The sequence below is a fragment of the Anaerocolumna chitinilytica genome (assembly GCF_014218355.1).
Taxonomy (GTDB): domain Bacteria; phylum Bacillota; class Clostridia; order Lachnospirales; family Lachnospiraceae; genus Anaerocolumna; species Anaerocolumna chitinilytica.
Genome location: NZ_AP023368.1, coordinates 3624656 through 3645735 on the forward strand (window position 1 = coordinate 3624656; position 21080 = coordinate 3645735).

The window sequence follows — 21080 nt, forward strand, 5'->3', positions numbered from 1 at the left end:
TCTTACCATCCAATTTCGTCAGCCTGGGTCTCGCTCTTGATGTCAATCTTAAATCCTGTTAATCTTGCTGCCAGACGTGCATTCTGTCCTTCCTTACCGATAGCTAAAGAGAGCTGATAATCCGGTACGATAACACGGGCGCTCTTTTCCGCTACATCTACAGAAACCGCAACAACTTTTGCAGGGCTTAAAGCATTCTCTATGAGGATTGCCGGATCTTCACTCCAATTGATAATATCAATCTTTTCTCCCCTGAGCTCATTTACAATCGCATTTACTCTGGCTCCGTTGATACCAACACAGGCACCGACAGGATCTACATCCGGATTATTGGAATAAACCGCTATCTTTGTTCTGGAGCCGGATTCTCTGGAAATACTCTTGATTTCTACGGTTCCGTCCTTAACTTCTGCTACTTCTGATTCAAATAATCTCTTCACCAATTCCGGATGGGTTCTGGATACGGTGATTTTAGGGCCTTTCGTAGTATCCTTTACTTCCAGAACATATAATTTTATTCGGTCGGTGGGTCTGAAATGCTCTCCCTTTACCTGCTCATTTTCAGCAAGCACAGCATCTACCTTTCCCAGATTAATACTTACATTATTTCCTACATAACGCTGTACAATACCGGTCACCACATCTTTTTCTTTACTGTAATATTGGTTGTATAGTACCTTTCTTTCTTCTTCCCTGATCTTTTGTACCACTACCTGTTTTGCTTTCTGGGCAGCAATACGTCCAAAATTCTTAGGAGTTACTTCCACACTAACGATGTCACCGATATCATTTCTGGGGAATTTCAATCTGGCTTCCACAACACTTATCTGAGTAACCGGATCTGTTACTGTCTCTACAATCTCTCTTTCAGCATAGACATTTACAGCACCTGATTCTCTATTTATGTTAACTTTGATGTTGTCTGCCTTGCCAAAGTGATTCTTACAGGCAGCCACCAGCGAGTTCTCCATGGCTTCTAACAGAATATCCTTACTGATATCTTTTTCTCTTTCAATCTGGTTTAATGCGTCAATTAACTCTTTGTTACCGTTCATTTTCTGCGAATCCTCCTCTTTTCTCCTGCATAACGGGGTTTATTTTCACTATCCTTTAATGCGGGTCTTATAAAACAATGTTAAAAATCGAATGCAAGGCGTATTAAGGAAATATTTTGCCTTGGGATTTCTAATGTCTCACCCTCTTCAAATTCCAGTGTAATCTTCTCTTCGTCATAAGCCTTTAAAATACCTGTGAATTGCTTCTGTTTTTCAATTGCCTTATAAAGCTTTACATCCACTTCTTCGCCAAGGCTTCTCTTAAAATCTTTTTCCTTCTTAAGCTGTCTTCCAAGGCCTGGTGAGCTGACTTCTAAAATATAGGCATCCGGTATAAAATCATGCTTATCCAATAAATCACTTAATGCCCTACTGACTAATTCGCAGTCATCTACGGTGATTCCTCCGGGTTTATCGATGTAAGCCCTTAGATACCAGTTGCTTCCTTCCTTTACATATTCCACATCCACTACTTCAAAATGATGTTCGGACATGATAGGCTCTAACAACCGCTCTGTTTTCTGTTCATATTCTTCTTTCTTTGCCATCTTCACCATACCTTTCTATAAATACAAAGAGTGGACTTTCGTCCACTCCTTCCAAATCTTTTTACACTCTCAATTAAGTATTATATCATTACTATCTAGGGAAATCAAGTATTATTTCCCATATTTTTGATTTTTCAATGATTGATGAATCTAACTCTAAAACTCGTTACTGAACTTTTAAGCAAAATCCTTGAATTCTAATGCTTTCTTCCTATGAGCTTTCTTCATATGAGCTTACCGCCTATGAGCCAATTCCTTTATTATATCTTTCCAGTCCAGTCCGCATTCTGCCATGAGCACCATCATGTGGTACAAAAAGTCGGATATTTCGTATTTAAGCTCTGAGGAATCCGGATTCTTGGCGGCGATTATGATTTCCGCTGCCTCTTCCCCGCACTTCTTTAGTATCTTATCAATGCCCTTATCAAAAAGATAATTGGTATAGGAACCTTCTTTGGGATGCTCTTTACGGTCTATAATGACTTGAAAGACCTCATCTAATACGGTAAGCGGATTAATATCATCGTAAGGTTTCTTATAAGTTTCTTCAAAAAAGCAGGTAGGACTTCCGGTATGGCAGGCAGGCCCAATTTGACGTACTTTCGCAAGAAGTGTATCTTTATCGCAATCCACTGTCAGGGATTTAACATACTGGAAATGACCGGAAGTCTCACCTTTTATCCATAGTTTGCTGCGGCTTCTGCTATAATACGTCATTTTTCCCGTTTCTACCGTCATATTATAGGCTTCCTCATTCATATAGGCCACCATCAGGACTTCCTTCGTTTTATAATCCTGGACTACTACCGGCAAAAGCCCGTCATTGTTCTTCTTCATTTCCGAAAAGGGTATACTGCTTTCATAGGTGTTAACCAGGATACCCTCTGCCTTTAAGTTTCTCTTAAAAGCATTTAACTCCTCCCTCTGAGAGAAGTCTGTAAGAATACCCAGGGTATTCTCCTCCAAAAGAGCCTGCTTTGTGAGCTTAAAGAGTTCCTGACTTCTGTCTTTGGCTTCATTCTCCTGCTGTATCGGTTCAGTTATTTGTATATATACCGGAAGCTCTGACTTAGGAACGAAGTCCTTCCAATTATTATCTACTATAATAGCTGATACAAACTCTTTTACTGACTCTATCAGGCTGTTTTCAGTTTTTTCGTTAATAACAAGATAAATTCTATCTTTTCCGAAGCGTGCTGAAGCTTCCTTTAACGCTTTTACAGTCGTAAGCTCCTCTATCTCTCCAGCTCCGACTGACAAACTATCCTCCATGAAGTCCCATGCATTCACTGCCATGGCTTTTGCTCCCGTATAAAGAGCCTTTTTTACGTCTTCAAAACGTTCCAGTTTATAATTTATTATAATCGGGATATCTACCTGTTTCGCCAGCTCCCCAGAAGCCTTTAAGAATTCCTCCTTCTCAGTATAATCTTTAGAGTCGCATTTAATATAGAGTTCATCTGCACCGTAGGCTTCAAACTCTGCTCCCTGCTTTAGAAATTCCTCTGCATTATCTCTATCATAAACAATCCATGGTATTATTTTCTTCTCCATAACTGTCTCCATCCTTACTTTTCTATCATTCCTTTCGTAGAAAGCACATCCTTTATCCTGCTGTCAGAAGAAGCTGCTTCATCCAGTGCCTTGGCAAAAGCTTTAAAAGCTGCTTCAATAATGTGATGTGTATTGCTGCCGTGAATCTTCTTAATATGAAGATTCATACCGGCACTATAGGATAAGGCATAGAAGAACTCCTGAATCAATTGCGTATCAAGTTCTCCCACCATAGGTGCAAGCTCTCCAAGCTCACAGACCAGATAAGGCCTGCCGGATAAATCTATAGCACATACAACGAGAGATTCATCCATGGGAAGCATAAAGTTCCCAAACCTTTTAATCCCTTTCTTCTCACCCAAAGCCTGTCGGATTGCCTGACCTAATACAATACCGGTATCTTCTACGGTATGGTGTCCATCCACATACAGATCCCCAATTGCAGTTACTTCCAAGTCAAAGAAACCGTGCTTTGCAAATCCCTCCAGCATATGATCAAAGAAGCCGATTCCGGTATTTATCTTTCCTTCTCCGGTTCCATCCAGATTAATTGTAAGGGTTATATCTGTTTCTTTTGTTTTCCTGTTTATCCTGCTTATTCTTTCCATCCCTATTCCTCCTCTTCAAAACGCACTGCGATGGAATTGGCATGGGCAGTAAGTCCCTCCGCCTTGGCGAAGCGGATAATATCCTGATATACCGGTTCCAGAGCCTCTTTGGAATAAGAAATGATACTGGATTTCTTAATATAATCATCCACACTCAATGGTGAAAAAAACTTTGCTGTTCCATTGGTAGGAAGAACGTGATTGGGACCCGCATAGTAGTCGCCTAGAGGTTCACTGCTATACTCTCCAAGAAAGATTGCTCCCGCATTCTGTATCTTTGTCATAATGGAAAAAGGGTCCTTCGTAAGTATCTCCAGGTGTTCGGAAGCTATCTCATTGGCAGTCACCACCGCCTCTTCCATGTCAGAAGCTATTAGGATGTAACCGTAATTCTCAAGTGACTTTTCGATAATTTCTTTTCTGGATAACACTGCAGTAAATCTCTTGATTTCATCGGATACCTGATAAGCTAAAGCTTCACTGGTCGTGATTAGAATTGCACTTGCTAACTCATCATGCTCTGCCTGGGACAAAAGGTCCGCGGCTACATATCTTGGATTAGCGCTCTCATCGGCAAGAACCAGAATCTCACTGGGGCCTGCAATAGAATCAATACTTACATGCCCATAGACTGCTTTTTTTGCCAATGCAACATAGATATTACCGGGTCCTACAATCTTATCAACCTTTTGTATAGACTCAGTGCCATGGGCAAGGGCTGCTATAGCCTGGGCACCGCCTGCCTTATAGATTTCCGTAACACCAGCTTCTTTTGCGGCAACAAGGGTTCCGGCATAAATCTTTCCTTCGCTGTCCGGCGGGGTGGTCATGGCAATTCTCTTAACACCTGCTACTTTAGCAGGGATTACATTCATTAATACAGAGGAGGGATACGCTGCCTTACCACCAGGTACATAAACCCCGACTGCTGCTAACGGAGTAACCTTTTGTCCCAGAATAATACCGTTTGGTTCACTGTCAAACCAGCTGTATTGTTTTTGCTTTATATGATAAGCCCTGATATTCTCGGCAGATTTTCGAATAACCTCAACAACCTTTGGGTCAATCAGACGATAGGCTTCTTCTATTTCTTCCGAGGTTACACGGATAGTCGTTTCGTTGATATCAGCCTTATCAAAACGCTTGGTATATTCAAAAAGGGCAGCATCTCTATTGATTTTTACTTCCTCTATGATTTCCATTACTGCCTTTTCATAGGTCTCATACTGGTTGGGACTTCTTTTTAAAAGATTCTTCAGAATATCTTCTTTTATCTCTTTTTCTAGCTTTGCTATCCTCATAATAATAACCATCCCTTCTCTAAGTCTGCAAGCTTTGAGCTACAGGCATGCTTTATTTTGTTCTGGCAAGAACTTCTCGTAAATCCGCTATGAGCTTATTGATTCGTTCCTGTTCCATCTTCATACTTACCTGATTTACCACCATTCTGGCTGAGAGAGGACATATCTCCTCCAGGACTTCCAGTCCGTTTTCTCTTAGAGTAGAACCGGTTTCAACAATATCCACAATAACCTCTGATAATCCGACAATAGGGGCAAGTTCTATGGAGCCGTTTAGTTTGATGATTTCCACGGTCTGATGCTTTTTATTATAGAAATAATCCTTCGCAATGTTGGGATACTTGGTTGCCACACGAATTAATTCACCATGCTGCAGCAATTCTCTGGCTGAAGCAGGTCCTGCCACACACATGCGGCACTTGCCAAAGCCTAAATCAATGACCTCATAGAGCTTTCGCCCCTCTTCCAGGATGGTGTCCTTTCCGACCACCCCGATGTCAGCTGCCCCGTATTCCACATAGGTTGGGACGTCATTTGCTTTTGCTAAAAATATTTTAATTTTCTGTTCTTCATTTACAAATATCAATTTCCTGGAATCCGGATCATTCATTTCTTCACAGGTATAACCTACCTGCTCCAGTATTCCCATTGTCTTTTTTGCCAGCCTTCCTTTGGCCAGTGCAAATGTCAGATATCTCATCCGCATGTTCTCCCATACTTTATATACTATTTATCAGGCTAAAAATTCCGAGAGCTTTGCTGTGTTAATCTCCCCGGTTTGAGAATTAATTACTTCTACAAAATCTTCTTTTTCAAAGAACAGGATACCGCCTATACTGTTTCTTTTGCAATATTCCTTATACTCTGTAAGGGAGTCCCCTTCTTCAAAAGTGATAAGTTCTATATTCATATTTTGACTGCGAAAACGGTTCGCCAGGGAAATAGCTGTTTTTTGAAAAGCTTTGCGGTACAGTATTAAGGTGTTATTGTCGTTGGTTTCTATTGTAATTTTCTGTCTTGTAAGGGCTGACATAAGCTGGTCAGCCAAAATAGCGATTCCGATAGCCGGAGCTTCCTTACCAAATTGTCCAACCAGATTATCATATCTTCCTCCGCTGGCAATGATATCTCCGGTGCCATAGGTATAAGCCCTAAAAATAATTCCGGTATAGTAATTGTATTGGCTGAGCATTCCAAGGTCAAAGGTAATATATTTTTCTAGTCCATATAGAGTAAGTATCTCATATACTTCTTCTAACCGTTCGATAGCTTTTAATGCTTTTGCATTTTTTGTGATTTTTTTTGCTTCCAAGAGCCGCTCTGTGGAACCAAACAGTTCAGTAAGGGTCAGAAAGGCACTCTTTAACTCCTCACTGATTTCTTTTTCTGACAGGAGTTCTTCCACTCCGAACATATTCTTTTCTTCAATCAGATTTCGAAGCTGAGCTTCTTCCTCTTCTGTAAAACCGGCTTCCTCCGTCAATCCATAGAAAAAACCTGCTTCTCCGATTTCAACTTGAAATTCTGTTAGCCCGGTTTCTAACAGACATTCAATGGTTAATGCAATCATTTCCGCATCTGCATTAACGGTAGGATCATTGATAAGCTCCGCTCCAAGCTGGGTAGCTTCCTTTAACTTTCCCTGATAACTGGTGTTATTTATAAAAATACTTCCCATGTAGCACAGACGAATGGGAAGCTTTTCTTCTTTGTAATATTTAGCGGCACACCGTGCAATAGACGGTGTTATATCCGGTCTTAGCACCAGGGTGTTTCCGTCTCTGTCAACGAACTTGTACATATCCTTTTGAGGAACAGTACCTCTCTCCTGGCTGAAAATTTCAAAGAATTCAAAGGTTGGCGTCTGTATATCCCGAAAACCGTGAAGTTCCATCACATGATGGAGCTTCCTCTGTATATGAAGCTTCCTCTCACATTCATGGTTGTAAATATCTCTGACACCTTCCGGTGTATGCAACAGTTTATCGTTCATATCCATACCTGTCGGAATCAAAAGCATCACTTTGACAGCTTTGGTTCCCCGCCGCTTATGATTGAAAGAAGGAATCTGCGGCATACTCTTTCCTCTAAAATTTTCTTTCAACCCATCTCTTTCTGTATCCATGATAAAATCGAAATCAATATTAAATATGAGATTCCCGATTCTTAATTCAAATAGTTTATGTAAGATCCTGCAAAATACTCTATGAAATTACAATCTAGCACATTCGCTTCATTGTGGTAACGTGATAATTCATTAGCAGAAAGATGTGAAACAATTATAATACAATGCATACTTTGTGTCAACCTTTTCTTTTAGGCTTAACAAGACTGCTGCTTTTCTCTGTTTTGTGCATCCTTCGCAATATTGACCAGATAATGTATGTATATACTGTTCATGCAGGATATCGTGTTATCAGCATCAAGCTCTTCGAAACGGAAGCTCTTTCTTCCTCCCTCTTTCGCCCGGTTCCAGAATACCAGTAAATCCTTCAAGGGTAAGTAGTAATAATAATTTCTTTTAGAATAATAGATTAAGAGAAAAGCAATCCCTCCTTGTTTCTCAAAATCCTTCATAAATTCCACCTGATGTTCATGGACATTCTGAAGGGCAAAGGTATCACTGGCACATTCCTTGGCATCAAAACATACCGGGATTCCCTGTGCTGTACCGATATAATCCACCGTACTTTTCTCTTCAAAATAAGCCAGCGTTATATGACGGTTTTCCTTGTCTATCGTAATGGGTGTTATAGGTGTAGGAATTTTCTGAATGAGAGCAAGATTTTTCTCCCTGTATTTCGTATTAGTAAGGTTTATCAGTTCCTCCAGTGCGGAGCCTCTAAGACCTCTGGAATTCCATGAAGGCATTATTTTTCCTCCTTTTTCTCAATATAAGTTGAACTTTCGAAGCTTACTCTTAACCAGCCCATAAAGGTTTTGTGCTATAGGTATCTCTTCTGGTAAAGAGTAAGTCGAAAGTTCAATCTTTATTTATACATGCTATTATAATCCTGATAAAATAATCAGGAAGCTCAGCCGTCAGCTGCAGACCGGAAAGATTGCTAAGTTCTCCCTGTATATTCTTTGGAAATATCATCTCATAGGAATGGAGCAATTGGTGGGTTAGTCTGAATTTCTGCCTAAACTTATCATTTATGTTCTTATCTCCGTATTTGCCATCCCCTATAATGGGACAGCCGATACTGCTTAAATGTGCTCTGATCTGATGGGTCTTTCCGGTGATTAATTTCACCTTTAACAGAGTATAATCCTTATTGCCTTGGAGAGGGGTATATTCCGTCTCAATATAATCCGCATTATCTGCTGCTTTCGCAAGAACTTTGACCTGATTAGTCTTCTCATCTTTTATAAGAAAACCGGTTATCTTTTTATCTTCTTTTACCACCCCTTTTACAAGACAGAGGTAATACTTTGAGAGGGTTCTCTCCCTAAAAAGTTCTGATAGTGTCTTTAATCCCGCTAAGGTCTTTCCTGCCGCTACCAACCCGCTGGTATTCCGGTCAAGACGGTTACAGATACCGGGTTTAAAGGTCTCCAGCTCCTTTGGTGTAATACATCCTGTATTCAGCAGATAAGAAATTACATGTTCCACCAGAGAAATATCTGATTCTTTCGCCTTTTGGGAGAGCATTCCTGCAGGCTTATTTACGATTAGCACATTGGCATCTTCATAGACCACCTGAAAATTTTCCTTGAGGTTTTCAGGAACCCCATCCTCAGAGGATATCTGCGGCAGGGGATTACTATAATTATCAGAAAACTTCTCAAGGGTCTCCTCGGATAAGAACAGTTTTATTTCATCTTCTGTATTAACCATCTCAGAGCCTTCTGCCTTTTTTCCATTTAAGGTTATGTTCTTTTTACGAAGCATTTTATAAACAAAGCTTTTAGGAGCTTTTTTTAATACTTTAAACAGTAATTTGTCCAAACGCTGCCCAGCTTCATTCTTACCTGCTATAATAGTCTTCATTTTACTAATAATCCTCCATGGGGGTCATGCTAACTCCAGATAAGAATTGATATAATAATCTGCTTCTTCTCTTTTCCTTACAGCATCTCTCTCCGAATTTTTATCATAAACACCGCATACTCGCATCCCTGCGTTTTTTCCGGCTTGTATCCCTTGAATAATATCCTCAAATACCAGGCAGTTTTCTGCTGCTGCACCTAAATCCCTTGCAACCAGTTCGTAGATATCCGGGGAGGGTTTTCCTTTTGCCACCTCACAAGAAGTTCTGATGGAATGAAAATACTCCTTTACCCCCAACTTTGAGATAACGAGCTCCACCAATTCTTTTGAATTGCTGGTGGCTATGCCCATGCGAATTCCCTGTTGCTGCAATTCTTCTAAAAAAGCCAGCACTCCTTCTTTTAAAGGCACTTCATTGGAGTACTTATCCCATGCCATCCTATTCCATTCCGCCTTGATTTCCTCTATGGGCTGAGGAATATGAAAGCGTTTCTTAAAATACTCCGCTGTTTCTGAAAAGCTCATTCCCTGAACCATTTCCTCCAGGTCATCAGGTAAATCTATCCCAAACTTCCCAAGATATTCTCTGTCTATATCCTCCCATATCCACATGGAGTCTATTAAGGTTCCGTCCAAATCAAACAGAACCGCTTCTATCCCTTGAAATATCTCCTTTTTTAATGTCATCTAACTAGTCCTCCATACTTCAATACACTGGATATTTTCCATCAGCAAATCAGCAAAGTAAAATGTGTTATTATTTAAATAAACATCTATGTTGAGCTTCAATGCTGATTTTGCAATAGCTGTATTTCTTCATCGGTAAGCTTTCTATATTCTCCCGGGTTTAAGCTTTCATCCAGAGCAAGTGTTCCCATCTGTAATCGTTTTAAATAAAGGACTTCCTTTCCCACCGCTTCAAACATTCGCTTTATCTGGTGAAATTTGCCTTCGCTGATGGTAACAAGGACCTCTGACTCTTCCCCAGAACTTATAATCTCCAATTCAGCCGGGAGAGTCGTAAAGTCCTCTTCCAGATTTATGCCTTCCTGAAATCTATTAATATCTGCCTCTGCTACTCGTCCCTGTACTCTGGCAAAATATAACTTTTTTACATGTTTCTTAGGTGAGAGTAATCTATGTGCAAGATCTCCGTCGTTTGTAATAATTAAAAGCCCTTCCGTGTCTTTATCCAGTCTTCCCACAGGAAAAAGATCCTTTCTCTTTCCTTCTTCAATCAAATCCACCACAGTGGAAGCAAATTTATCTCTACTGGCAGAGACTACTCCTGCCGGTTTATTTAACATAAAGTACTCTGTCACTATATAAGAAATGACTCTTTCATCAAAGGTAATCTTATCTTCTGAAGTGATTTTACTTTCAGGCTGCTTTGCCACCTGCCCGTTTATTTTCACACGACCTTTTCTGATATAACCTTTTACCTCACTACGGGTACCAATTCCCATATCTGCAAGATATTTATCCAAACGAAGATATTCACCCATATTCCGGTAATTTCCTTTCTAAGCCCGCGTTGTTTTCCTTAACTGCCTATACTCTGTTACTTCCCATCTGTTGTATTGCCGTCTATCTTACTAACTTCCATGTATTTATGAAGATATTACATCCATCTCCAACCGGGAAGATATTTATTTTTCAAAGAACCCTTGGCTAGCTTTCCCCAGCCCAGAGAGTAAGAATCGGCTGTAACCAAATGATAACCGTCACCCTTTGTACTGTTTGCTTCAATGGTTTCGCATTTTAGATATTTGATTACTTCTGCACTGTTCCCCGGCAGATCAATAACCTTATGGTAATCCCCTTTATACAAAGCACTTGCCAGCGCTTGACTGGGCTCAAAACGTCCCTTTTTCATTTCTCCCAGTAAAAGCCCCTGACGGAGCAGACGAAGTCCTTTTAACTCAGGGAGTTCACTTGGCAGAAGATAGAGCCTGTCCTCTTTTACCAAGAGATTTTCTTCGTTTATGGGCAGGGGAATTTCTGAAAGAAAATCCTCTGCTTCTTTTGTTATCTTTAATTTACCAAGGTTTCCGGATACAGCAATCAGGCTATCTCCCTTGGGTTCACCTTTTCTTAACAGTGCGATAAAATGTCCTTCTCCCTTTATCTTATGGGGCCACAAACGAATACAGTTCTTAAGTTCTTCTCTTCCATTTCCCCATTCCGGTCTTCCATGAGAGAAGCCTTCATAGGACACGCTGTTGTCAGTAAGAGGATCCACTACCTGAAATTCGGGGTATTGCTCCAATAAATAGGATATAGTCCCTTCGTTCTCTTCCTTTGAAAAGGTACAGGTAGAATAGAGAAGATATCCTCCGGGTTTCAGCATTCTCGCTGCTTGAAGAATGATTTCCTTTTGCAGTTTATTATAATACTCCACACCATATTGTTCCCAATTTTTCATGATTGCAGGGCTTTTACGAAACATCCCTTCACCGGAACAGGGAGCATCTACAAGAATCTTGTCAAAATATTCCGTAAAATAGTCCACTAACTTTCCCGGTGCTTCACTGGCTATAACCGGATTGCGAATACCAAACAGCTCTATGTTCTTAAGAAGCGCCTTCGCCCTGGAATTGGAGATATCATTGGATACCAAAACTCCCTTGCCGCAAAGCTTCGCTCCAAGTTCCGTACTCTTTCCTCCCGGAGCAGCACAAATATCCAGCACTTTATCCCCCGGTGTAACCGGAAGTAAGCTGGCGGGAGTCATTGCGCTTGGTTCCTGTATATAATAAAGCCCGGCGAAATAATACGGATGTCTTGCAGGCTGTTCATTTTGATTGTAATAATAACCGTTTTTAATCCAAGGAATTCTTGTAATTGAAAATGGAGCTATTTTTTCAAATTCTTCCGGCGATATCTTTAATGTATTTACCCTTATGCCGCTGTAATGCTTCTCCTCCAGGGTTTTCTCATAATCTTTATATTCTTCTCCAAGCATTTCTTTCATGCGTGTTTCAAAGGTCTGTGGTAATTTCATTCTTTCCTCTTTCTATTTAATACTTCCATATTAAAATTATTGCCATCCCTTTTGGTCTGACAGTAATTTGGTATTCCGAGTTTACTTAACCGAGGCTCTGAGCCCGGTATCCTTCGGAGATTTTGTCCAATTCTCTATTAAAACGCTCTAACTGTTCTAAGTCACCGGTTTCATATATTTTAAAGAATTCGTCCTGTATTTTTACAACTTCTCTTTTATTCGCTACCATATATAAATTCTGAATATTGGTCAGTATATCTGCTACCATATTCGCTTTTACTTTAAAAGAATTCTGAGCATCCATGATCTCATCTCTGACAGAAGACATCTCCTGGTCTAAGGATATTATCGCATCCGCTGCTTTACTAAGTCTTGTTCTAATCTGTTCCGGCATATTTTCCTTATATTTATACTGAAGAGAGTGTTCTATGGTAGCCCAAAAATTCATGGCCAGGGTACGAATCTGTATCTCGGCCTGTACCTGCTTTGTACCGTTTAAGGTCTCCACCTTATAATAAATAATCATATGGTAGCTTCTATAGCCGCTGGCCTTCATGTTGGTTATATAATCTTTCTCACTCTTTACCTGCATGTCGGTACGCATCTTTATAATTTCTACTACTTTCTCTATATCTTCTACGAACTGGCAGATAATACGAATACCGGCAATATCCTCCATCTTATCTTCAATATCCTGCAAGGGGATGTTCTTCTTCTGGGCCTTTCCCAGAATACTTGAAATGGTTTTAACTCTTCCGTTAACCTGTTCTATTGGCGAGTATTCCCCTTTCTTCTTATACTCTTCAATTATGTGGTTGAATTTTACTACCAGTTCATCAACTGCTAAGGCATAAGGGTCCAGAATTTCTCTCCATAATTGTATTTCCATTAAAACCTCTTTCCGGATACGAAGTTCCCTGTCGTATCCCTCCTGTTCTTACATATTAATTTATGATGTCGGATAAGTTGATGAAATAAATGAATTCAACTTACATTGATTGCATAATTGTTTCTGCTTTTATCACAAATCAAATAAATCCAGTCTTATTATAACACAAATTGCCGCATAGTGGAAATAAATTAAAAGGCCTATTTTATCGCTTTTTCTCCAGATAAAGTAAGCATTGATAGGGATTTACACTGGTCTCACCAAGTGCCGTGTCCAGATAAATTCCAAAATGCAGATGTACCGGAAACATACCTTTTGTGCCTTCCTTTCCATATCCGCTATCTCCCATATAACCTAAAAACTCTCCGGCTTTTATGATATCTCCGGTTTTTAGGCCTTTAGCATAGGAGTCCAGATGGGCATAATAAAAATAGGCTCCGTGGGGAGCTCTAATACCAACTCTGTAGCCTCCCTTCTCCAACCAGCCAAGCCTTTCAACTATGCCATCTGATGCACTTATAACCTCATACTTTCCTCTTATATTCTCCTTTGGCATAATATCTGTTCCTTCATGTCTTCTGTTACCGCCGTAATTTCTAAGTTCATTCCAGGAATCTCCAAAGGATACGATATCATCTTTGCTTTCTGCTTTTACCGGAAAAAGCTTAACATCTGATAGTAAAGTCTGATAGTACCCTGTTAATTCCTGAAAAGACTTATTATCCTTTAATTTATCCTGCAAATAATAAAGTTTCTTTTCGGATATATTATCACCCTTTATCAGATTACTCTGCTTTAACATGGTATATATGGCAGCATACTCTGCCTTACATTCACTTTCCTCTTCCTGTCCCTTTTGATAACATACATTAATATCCCTCAATAAATCCTGAGGCAACAGCATATTCCGAAAATAATCATAATTAATACCTTCTCTTATTATGGTCTTATAGGCCTTGTTTACGCTGTAAGAATCCAGCCAGGACAATGTTCTTATCAATATAAGTATGGTAAGTATTAAAACAGCACCAATCAGAATTTTATTACTGTTTATTACCCTGTTCATCTTTCTTTCAGAAAGGGGTAATCTTCGTACGGATGTCCCTTCATATTCGGTAATTCTAATCTGATTCCTTACGCTGCTTTGCTTCTTGATTTTCTTTGTAATCTCTGCGGCGCTTAGCTTAATTGGATTTTCCGGAACGGTTGCAATTTTTTGCTGTTTGCCTAATCGGCTCCCTTTTTTTGCTCTTTTTTGATTGTCTGCACTTATCCTTTGAAGTTTTTTCTTTATCTGATTATTATCTATAACCGCCAGGCTTTCCCCAGTATGTATATTTTTCTACACATACCAGTTTTACGAAATGTCCCTAACATTATATGCCTGTCTTTTAAAACTATACCACCTGACAGGGTTAGTTTATCTCTTATAAGTACTTATACATTGCAATTTATTATCAAGTATATAAGTCATCCCTGCCAAAGCATTAAAATCCTCTGTCTTATCTTTAACTCTTAATCGTATTTTTCCATCATAAGCAGCCCTAATTGTAATCTCATTTGCATTTCCTTCTTTCCAGCTGATATCTATCTCATATCCTCCTCTTGCCTTTAACCCTTTTACATAGCCTTCTTTCCAGGCACTAGGCAGTGCAGGAAGAATATGAATCTCCTCCTGATGGCTTTGAAGCAGCATTTCTGCTATACCTGCAGAGCATCCGAAATTACCGTCAATTTGAAAGGGCGGATGATTGTCAAATAAATTTGGCAAGGTTGAATTACGAAGCAATTCTAAAATATTTTGATATGCCTTCTCTCCTTCTTCCAAGCGAGCCCACATATTAATAATCCATGCTCTGCTCCAGCCTGTATGTCCGCCTCCGTTTGCCAGCCTTCTATTCAGTGTCTTCTTTGCCGCTTCTGCTAAGTCAGGGGTTTTCTCTACGGAAATCTGATTTCCCGGATGCAAAGCAAATAGATGAGATATATGACGATGTCCCGGGTCGATCTCCTCATAATCTTGTGTCCATTCCATTATTTGACCGTATTTCCCGATTTTCATCTCCGGTACCTTGGCTGATATTCTTATCATCTCCTCACGGAATTCTTTGTCTGTCTCTAAGATTACGGAGGCTTTCATACATGCATTGAAAAGAGCATGTATTATCTGATTATCCATAGATGCTCCCATGCAGATTACAGCCGTTTCACCATTTGGAAGACGGTACTCATTTTCAGGAGAAAGAGTCGGGCTAGTAACCAGATTGCCATTACCATCTTCTATCAAAAAGTCAATGATGAACTCCACCGCTTCTTTCATCGTATTATAGGATTCCTTTAAAAAATCCAAGTCTTTCGTAAACTCGTAGTGCTCCCATAAATGGAGGCATAACCAAGCCGCTCCCATAACCCAATAGGTGGAGCTAAGGCAAACATCCTGAGGTGCTGTATCTGCCCAGATATCTGTATTATGATGCGCCATAAATCCTCTGCAGCCATACATGATACTGGCTGTTTTTCTTCCGTTAACTCTCATCCTTTCCAGATGGTCAAATAAGGGGAGATGACATTCCGATAGATTACAGGTCTCTGCCGGCCAGTAATTCATTTGAGTATTAATATTTATGGTGTATTTGCTATCCCAGGCAGGAAGCATATCCTTGTTCCAGATTCCCTGCAGATTGGCAGGCAAAGCTCCTGGTCTGCTGCTAGCTATCAGTAAATATCTGCCGTACTGAAAGAACAGGTTTATCAGCCCGATATCCTCTTCTCCTTTTTTCATCCGTTCCAGCCTGACATCGGTAGGCAGACAACTCTTGTCCGAATCTTCTATCCCTGTAATATTATCATTGATATGCAATTGTACCCGTGAGAATAATATTCCATAGTCCTTGCTATGGGCCTGGTAGAGCTCCTGGTAGGAAAGTGCTGCTAAGCTTTCTGTCTGCCCCATACACGCTTTTACAGGGTCCGCTTCCCTATAAGTTGTGTTTGCAGTAAGCAGCAAGGTAACAGCATCTGCACGCTCAACAATAACAGAATTGCCAAGTGTTGAAACGCAGCCCCCTTCTGTCTGAATCTTCAACATACTTGCAAAACTTATTGCTTCATTACCCCCGCATTGCCCCGCCATCACAGAACTATCCGGGGAAATGGCATAGGATTTGTCTACATAAGCATTAAACCCTCCGTTATACCGGAATTTATGAGTGTTAAAGGGTTCATAATTCCAGGGGGCAGTGCCTCTTGAAAGCTGTGTATGTAGAGAGATTGCACCACTTTTGTCTGCTGTTAACCTTATTACCATGGCTCCATGGGGATAACTGGTGAATATCTCTCTTTTATAATGAACTCCTTCCAGGCAATATTCCACTCTTACAGTACCCGTTTCAAGGTCCAATTCACGATAATAATCCATTACAGAGCCTTTTTCATTGCGAAAGAAAAGATATAAATCACCCAAGGGTTCATAATGCCGCTGCCCTTCCGGCGTTCCCGATAATGCCATAACAGAGAGTTCTTCTGCTTCTTTCATTCTTCCTTCGGATATCAGGCTGCGAATACGCTGAAGGTTTGAAGCAGCATCCGGATTATTACGGTCCATCGGTCCTCCATACCAGACACTATCCTCATTTAATTGAATTCTTTCACTATAAACATTTCCAAAAACCATACCACCAAGTCTGCCATTTCCTAATGGTAATGCTTCCTCCCAGTTCTCTGCCGGTTTGTTATACCAGAGCTTCATTGTGTTTTGTGTTGGTTTATTCATGCAATATTCTCTCCCTACAGTTTAATCTATATTATTTTCACTCCACGCATTTAAACAATTTTATTATAGCATAATCTCTCATGTACTATTTTGTAATTTTAATGGTTTTATCTTATTCAGATTAATAAAAGCTGAAAATAAAAAAGAAAGAAACAGTATGGAATCCTTCACACACCCGTATTCGTCTGCGTTAAGTGATACCTTATTGTTCCTTTATCTTTTTTATTATAGTTAATGATTTCTTATTGCTTACTTCTTATCTCCAGTTCCTTCATTGATAAAGTTCTGTAAAAGAGTTGTATTTTCTTTCATATCAGGAATTAAGACCGACATCCCTCTGACGGTTCCCACATCATACATGTTATCCGCAGGTATTCGTAAGGTCATTAAATCATTTCCCTGGATTTCTGTCAGCTCTTTTAGATAGGTTGTAAACTGTTCTTTTGAAAGATCTGTTGTAATATCAGGGAGGATGCTATTCGCAAGGAGGGCGAGTTCCGGCAGACTCTTGGTTTTATATTTTTCATAAATAGCATTTAACACGATCCGTTGTCTTGAGGTTCTGCCAAAATCATTCAGTTCATGATCACCTGTGGCTACATAACGAATTCTGCAATAACCCAATGCCTGATTGCCGTTTAGTACCTGGGTACCAGTTGTAACGTGTCGGTATTCTTCTTTGGATATATAATTGGTGCTGTTTAAATAATCTGCTTCATTCCTGGTCAATGTTATGGTAACACCACCAAGCTTGTCTATAATATCCTCAAAGGTATCGAACCCAACCAGCATATAACCATCCAGATGAATACCAAAATTGGTACTTAAGGTCTCATAAAGCAAAGGTACTCCGCCGTACTCATAAGCGGCATTCAATTTATTATCCCGAAATCCGGGTATTTGTACCAGCATATCTCTCATAAGAGAAGTAAGTTTGATACATTTTCCCTTCTTGTCCAAGGTTGCAATCATCATAATATCTGTTCTGCCATTTGCAATTCCTGAATTAATGGCCTCTTCCCCTAAGAGAAGAATATTAACGGTCTTATCCTCCTGCTCGGTTATACCTGCAGCCGTAGGTGTTGCAGTCGGTACATCCGTAGGTGTCAGAGTCGGACCCGATGTTTCCTGATGAATGGTACTGTTTTCATCATGGACCATCTTTCCATAAGCATAACTGGAAACAGCATCAAAAAGTATTCCACGCCCAAAGGGAGTAATAATTATTACAAGTATAACTACAATAGCCAGGACAACTGACACAAGAACAGCCTTTAACCCTCTATGCTTCTTACGGGAATTTTGTTTTAATTTCCCCTTGGGAGCAATTTCAGCAGCTACTTGTTCTTTCAGACTTTCTGTAATATCATTTAACAATTCATCTTCCTGTCCCCTGATTAGTATCTGCATTCCAAGTGGATCTTCTTCCAGTGTCTTATGTAGCTCTTCTGTAATGATATTTTCATTTGTTCCTGTCTCTGGTTTTTGCATATGCGGCTCCTAAGCACAAATTACCATATTATGGTAGGTATTATTATAGCATGATGTCCGGCTGTTGTAAAATCATTTTACATCATTTCCCATTTATATATAACACCGTGCTTTCCCCCACAGGAATTCCGTCTGTACAGAGGATTCACAGGTAATATGTAACCAGTTATTTGTTCAGGGAAGCATAACCACTTTCACCAAAATTCACATCAAAAGAGATACTCTTCATATATTGATAGAATTCCCGAACTTTGTTTGTATCCGATATAAGCTGTGTCTTCCCATTCGCCGCATAAGCAGGAAGCAGTTGAATTTTTGAATTAAGCTCTTCATCTAAGGTTACTTTTAAGACGGCGGTACTTTTAATATTGCTGTAAAACATATAATTACCAAGACTGTATATAATAGGCTTGCCCTTATAATATTCCATCCCCTGTAAGACGTGAGGGTGGCTTCCGATCACCAAATCAGCCCCGGCGTCGATATACTGTTTTGCCAGGTTTCTTTGATAATCTTTCGGAGTATCCATCCTCTCAATTCCCCAATGAAGATATACAATTACATAGTCACTGTTCTCCCTGGCAGTCTTAATATCTTCCAGTAAGAAGGTCGGATCATAGGTGGTAAGCATACCCGGTTTTGTCTCAGTGGCATTCCAATTATACTCGGGTATTACTCTGGACGCAGCTAGAAAGGCCAATGTCTTCCCTTTGTCTTTAACATAATGAATGTTCCTTGCCTCTTTCAGATTATTCCCGGCACCGACATAGGCAATTCCTGCCCCATTCAAAGTATCAAAGGAATCTTTTAGCGCTTCTGTTCCAAAATCCATAGAATGATTATTGGCAAGAGTTACAACATCTATACCCATATCCTTAAAAGCAGTGACATAGTCCGGATTTACCCGGAAAGTAAACTGTTTATTCTCAGCCCGCTTTCCGCCTTTACTAAAAGTAAATTCCTGGTTCACCATCGTTATATCAGCATCTTTCATATCCTTTAAAAGCTTGGAATCTATTATACCGTCTATTCCCTTATTTTTGTAAGCAGCTGCTACTGCATCGGATAAATAAATATCTCCTGCAAAGAACAGATTAATATCACCTTCTTCTTCAGCAGCAGAAGGTGTTACCGTATCTGTTACGCTCTCTCCTGAATCAGTGCTCTGCCCATTATTCTTACTATCATCTGCTGTCGGGGTTACTTTGTCAGGCACAGCCGTTACCGAATCTGCTCCGCCAGACACCGATGCAAGATCTCCTGCTATTGAATTGTTTGTTCCTTCTTTCCCCCATAGATAACCTTTTGTCTCATAACAGATTACCAGTGCCAATAAGCCAAAAGTACAAAGAATAAAGGTCAGGAGACCATACATCTTACGTTTACTCATAAATTCTTCATTCCCTCAATCACTTTTTCAATATATTGATAAACTCTAATAGTTGAAGATATGCTAAGTCTTTCCTTCGGCGTATGAATATCCCACATATCAGGTCCTAAGGATACCATGTCGATGCCAGGAATCTTTTCAGCAAAGAAGCTGCATTCAAGTCCAGCATGAATCGCTTCGAGTTTAGGTGCCTTCTTATATAACTCTTCATATACTTTGGATAAATATTCCCTTAAGGGAGATTCTTTTTTATACTCCCAAGCTGGGTACTGTCCTCTTATTACGAATTCTCCGCCCATGAATTCACAGATATAATTAAGCTGTTTTGCCAGGAATTCTTTATAGCTGTTAACAGAACTTCTGACTGAAAAGCAGATAATTGCCTTCTCTTCTTCCATGTGAAAAATCCCGAGGTTTAAGGAACTTTCTACCAATCCTGGAATATCATTACTCATACACTGAACACCATTCGGTGTATTTAATAGAATAAAAAGCAGTTTTTCAAAGGAAGTAGGATGGAGTATTTTATATTCGCCTTCTTCACCCTGCATTACTCCAATATTAAGATGAGGTTCATTGGTTACAAATTCATTTTTGTATTTCCTTGATAAGCCGCTTATAATATCGGCAAAGCGGTCATATTCATCAGCATCTATTACAATTTCTGCTTTAGAATCTCTAGGTATAGCATTATCTTTTAGCCCGCCATTAAACTCTACCAGTTGAAAATCCATAGCACCTTTTAGTTCAAATAAAAGCCTTGCCATTAATTTTGTTGCATTGATATGATTTTTATGAATCTCGGCACCTGAATGTCCGCCCTGTAAATCCGATATCGCAATAATTATCTTAAGGCCCTCTGCTTTGATACGTTTTAAAGGCAATTCACAGGTTGCTGTTAAACCACCGGCGGAACTAGTTAGAAGTATACCTTCTTCCTCAGAATCAATATTTAGAAGTAACTTACCCTTAAAATCTGATACATCAAGGCCGATAGCTCCATCCATTCCAGTCTCTTCATCCGTTGTCATAACAGCTTCAAGTCTGGGATGTTCTAAGGTGTCATCATCAAAAAGAGCAAGAATATAGGCAAGAGCAATCCCATCATCACCGCCTAAGGTAGTGCGGTCTGCGTGGATAAAATCACCTTCTGTAAACAGCTCAATACCTTCCTTTAAGAAATCATGGGTACAGTCATTTGTCTTCTCACACACCATATCCATATGTCCCTGTAAGATTAGGGCGGGAGCATTTTCATAACCGGGTGTAGCTCCCTTAAACATAATTACATTCTCATATTCATCCTGGCGATAGGCTAACCCTTTTGTTTTTGCAAACTCCACCAGATAATCACTGATTGCTTTATTGTTTTTGGAGCCTCTTGGAACAGCTGAAATTTCAGTAAAATAATAAAATACTTTTTTATAATCAAGTTCTTTTAATGTCTGATTCATATTGCATCCTTCTTTCTGAA

At 39.8% G+C, this 21080-nt stretch carries 18 protein-coding genes; all 18 read right to left on the reverse strand.

The window, feature by feature from the left end; translation table 11 throughout:
* Window positions 1-2: 2 nt before the first annotated feature.
* Window positions 3-1055, reverse strand: a complete 1053-nt coding sequence (gene nusA, locus bsdcttw_RS15825; RefSeq protein ID WP_185255813.1) for a transcription termination factor NusA — start codon at window positions 1053-1055, stop codon at window positions 3-5.
* Window positions 1056-1135: 80 nt separating this feature from the next.
* Window positions 1136-1603 carry a ribosome maturation factor RimP gene (rimP, locus tag bsdcttw_RS15830; RefSeq protein ID WP_185255814.1) on the reverse strand — a complete coding sequence of 156 codons (468 nt, stop codon included), beginning with the start codon at window positions 1601-1603 and terminating at the stop codon, window positions 1136-1138.
* A 234-nt stretch (window positions 1604-1837) separates the two neighbouring features.
* Entirely contained in the window at window positions 1838-3157 is a 1320-nt protein-coding gene (gene hisIE / locus bsdcttw_RS15835; RefSeq protein ID WP_185255815.1) for a bifunctional phosphoribosyl-AMP cyclohydrolase/phosphoribosyl-ATP diphosphatase HisIE, read from the reverse strand.
* Window positions 3158-3171: 14 nt separating this feature from the next.
* Window positions 3172-3765 carry an imidazoleglycerol-phosphate dehydratase HisB gene (gene hisB, locus bsdcttw_RS15840; RefSeq protein ID WP_185255816.1) on the reverse strand — a complete coding sequence of 198 codons (594 nt, stop codon included), beginning with the start codon at window positions 3763-3765 and terminating at the stop codon, window positions 3172-3174.
* Between the two features lie 2 nt (window positions 3766-3767).
* Window positions 3768-5066, reverse strand: coding sequence for a histidinol dehydrogenase (hisD, locus tag bsdcttw_RS15845; RefSeq protein ID WP_185255817.1), 1299 nt, complete (start codon window positions 5064-5066; stop codon window positions 3768-3770).
* A 52-nt stretch (window positions 5067-5118) separates the two neighbouring features.
* Window positions 5119-5766, reverse strand: a complete 648-nt coding sequence (gene hisG, locus bsdcttw_RS15850; RefSeq protein ID WP_185255818.1) for an ATP phosphoribosyltransferase — start codon at window positions 5764-5766, stop codon at window positions 5119-5121.
* Between the two features lie 33 nt (window positions 5767-5799).
* On the reverse strand, window positions 5800-7170 hold the full coding sequence (hisZ, locus tag bsdcttw_RS15855) for an ATP phosphoribosyltransferase regulatory subunit (protein ID WP_330602218.1): 1371 nt from the start codon (window positions 7168-7170) through the stop codon (window positions 5800-5802).
* 218 nt (window positions 7171-7388) lie between these two features.
* Window positions 7389-7937 carry a Holliday junction resolvase RecU gene (locus tag bsdcttw_RS15860; RefSeq protein WP_185255819.1) on the reverse strand — a complete coding sequence of 183 codons (549 nt, stop codon included), beginning with the start codon at window positions 7935-7937 and terminating at the stop codon, window positions 7389-7391.
* 112 nt (window positions 7938-8049) lie between these two features.
* Complete coding sequence (locus bsdcttw_RS15865; RefSeq protein WP_185255820.1) at window positions 8050-9060, reverse strand: RluA family pseudouridine synthase; 1011 nt, start codon at window positions 9058-9060, stop codon at window positions 8050-8052.
* 24 nt (window positions 9061-9084) lie between these two features.
* Window positions 9085-9747 (reverse strand): HAD family hydrolase, encoded by a 663-nt coding sequence (locus bsdcttw_RS15870; RefSeq protein ID WP_330602219.1) that lies wholly within the window; start codon window positions 9745-9747, stop codon window positions 9085-9087.
* A gap of 98 nt (window positions 9748-9845) precedes the next feature.
* Window positions 9846-10565 (reverse strand): pseudouridine synthase, encoded by a 720-nt coding sequence (locus tag bsdcttw_RS15875; RefSeq protein WP_185255821.1) that lies wholly within the window; start codon window positions 10563-10565, stop codon window positions 9846-9848.
* 116 nt (window positions 10566-10681) lie between these two features.
* The gene (locus tag bsdcttw_RS15880; RefSeq protein WP_185255822.1) at window positions 10682-12064 is read right to left on the reverse strand and encodes an RsmB/NOP family class I SAM-dependent RNA methyltransferase; all 1383 of its coding nucleotides are present in this window, start codon (window positions 12062-12064) and stop codon (window positions 10682-10684) included.
* An 85-nt stretch (window positions 12065-12149) separates the two neighbouring features.
* Window positions 12150-12953 carry a GTP pyrophosphokinase gene (locus bsdcttw_RS15885; protein ID WP_185255823.1) on the reverse strand — a complete coding sequence of 268 codons (804 nt, stop codon included), beginning with the start codon at window positions 12951-12953 and terminating at the stop codon, window positions 12150-12152.
* A gap of 205 nt (window positions 12954-13158) precedes the next feature.
* On the reverse strand, window positions 13159-14019 hold the full coding sequence (locus bsdcttw_RS15890; protein ID WP_225903679.1) for a M23 family metallopeptidase: 861 nt from the start codon (window positions 14017-14019) through the stop codon (window positions 13159-13161).
* A 354-nt stretch (window positions 14020-14373) separates the two neighbouring features.
* Window positions 14374-16725, reverse strand: coding sequence for a glycosyl hydrolase family 95 catalytic domain-containing protein (locus bsdcttw_RS15895; protein ID WP_185255824.1), 2352 nt, complete (start codon window positions 16723-16725; stop codon window positions 14374-14376).
* 249 nt (window positions 16726-16974) lie between these two features.
* Window positions 16975-18216 carry an LCP family protein gene (locus tag bsdcttw_RS15900; protein ID WP_185255825.1) on the reverse strand — a complete coding sequence of 414 codons (1242 nt, stop codon included), beginning with the start codon at window positions 18214-18216 and terminating at the stop codon, window positions 16975-16977.
* A gap of 166 nt (window positions 18217-18382) precedes the next feature.
* Window positions 18383-19606 carry a CapA family protein gene (locus bsdcttw_RS15905; protein ID WP_185255826.1) on the reverse strand — a complete coding sequence of 408 codons (1224 nt, stop codon included), beginning with the start codon at window positions 19604-19606 and terminating at the stop codon, window positions 18383-18385.
* Window positions 19603-21060 carry an aminoacyl-histidine dipeptidase gene (locus tag bsdcttw_RS15910; protein ID WP_185255827.1) on the reverse strand — a complete coding sequence of 486 codons (1458 nt, stop codon included), beginning with the start codon at window positions 21058-21060 and terminating at the stop codon, window positions 19603-19605. Before bsdcttw_RS15910 ends, bsdcttw_RS15905 begins: the two co-directional genes overlap by 4 nt.
* Window positions 21061-21080: the final 20 nt, after the last annotated feature.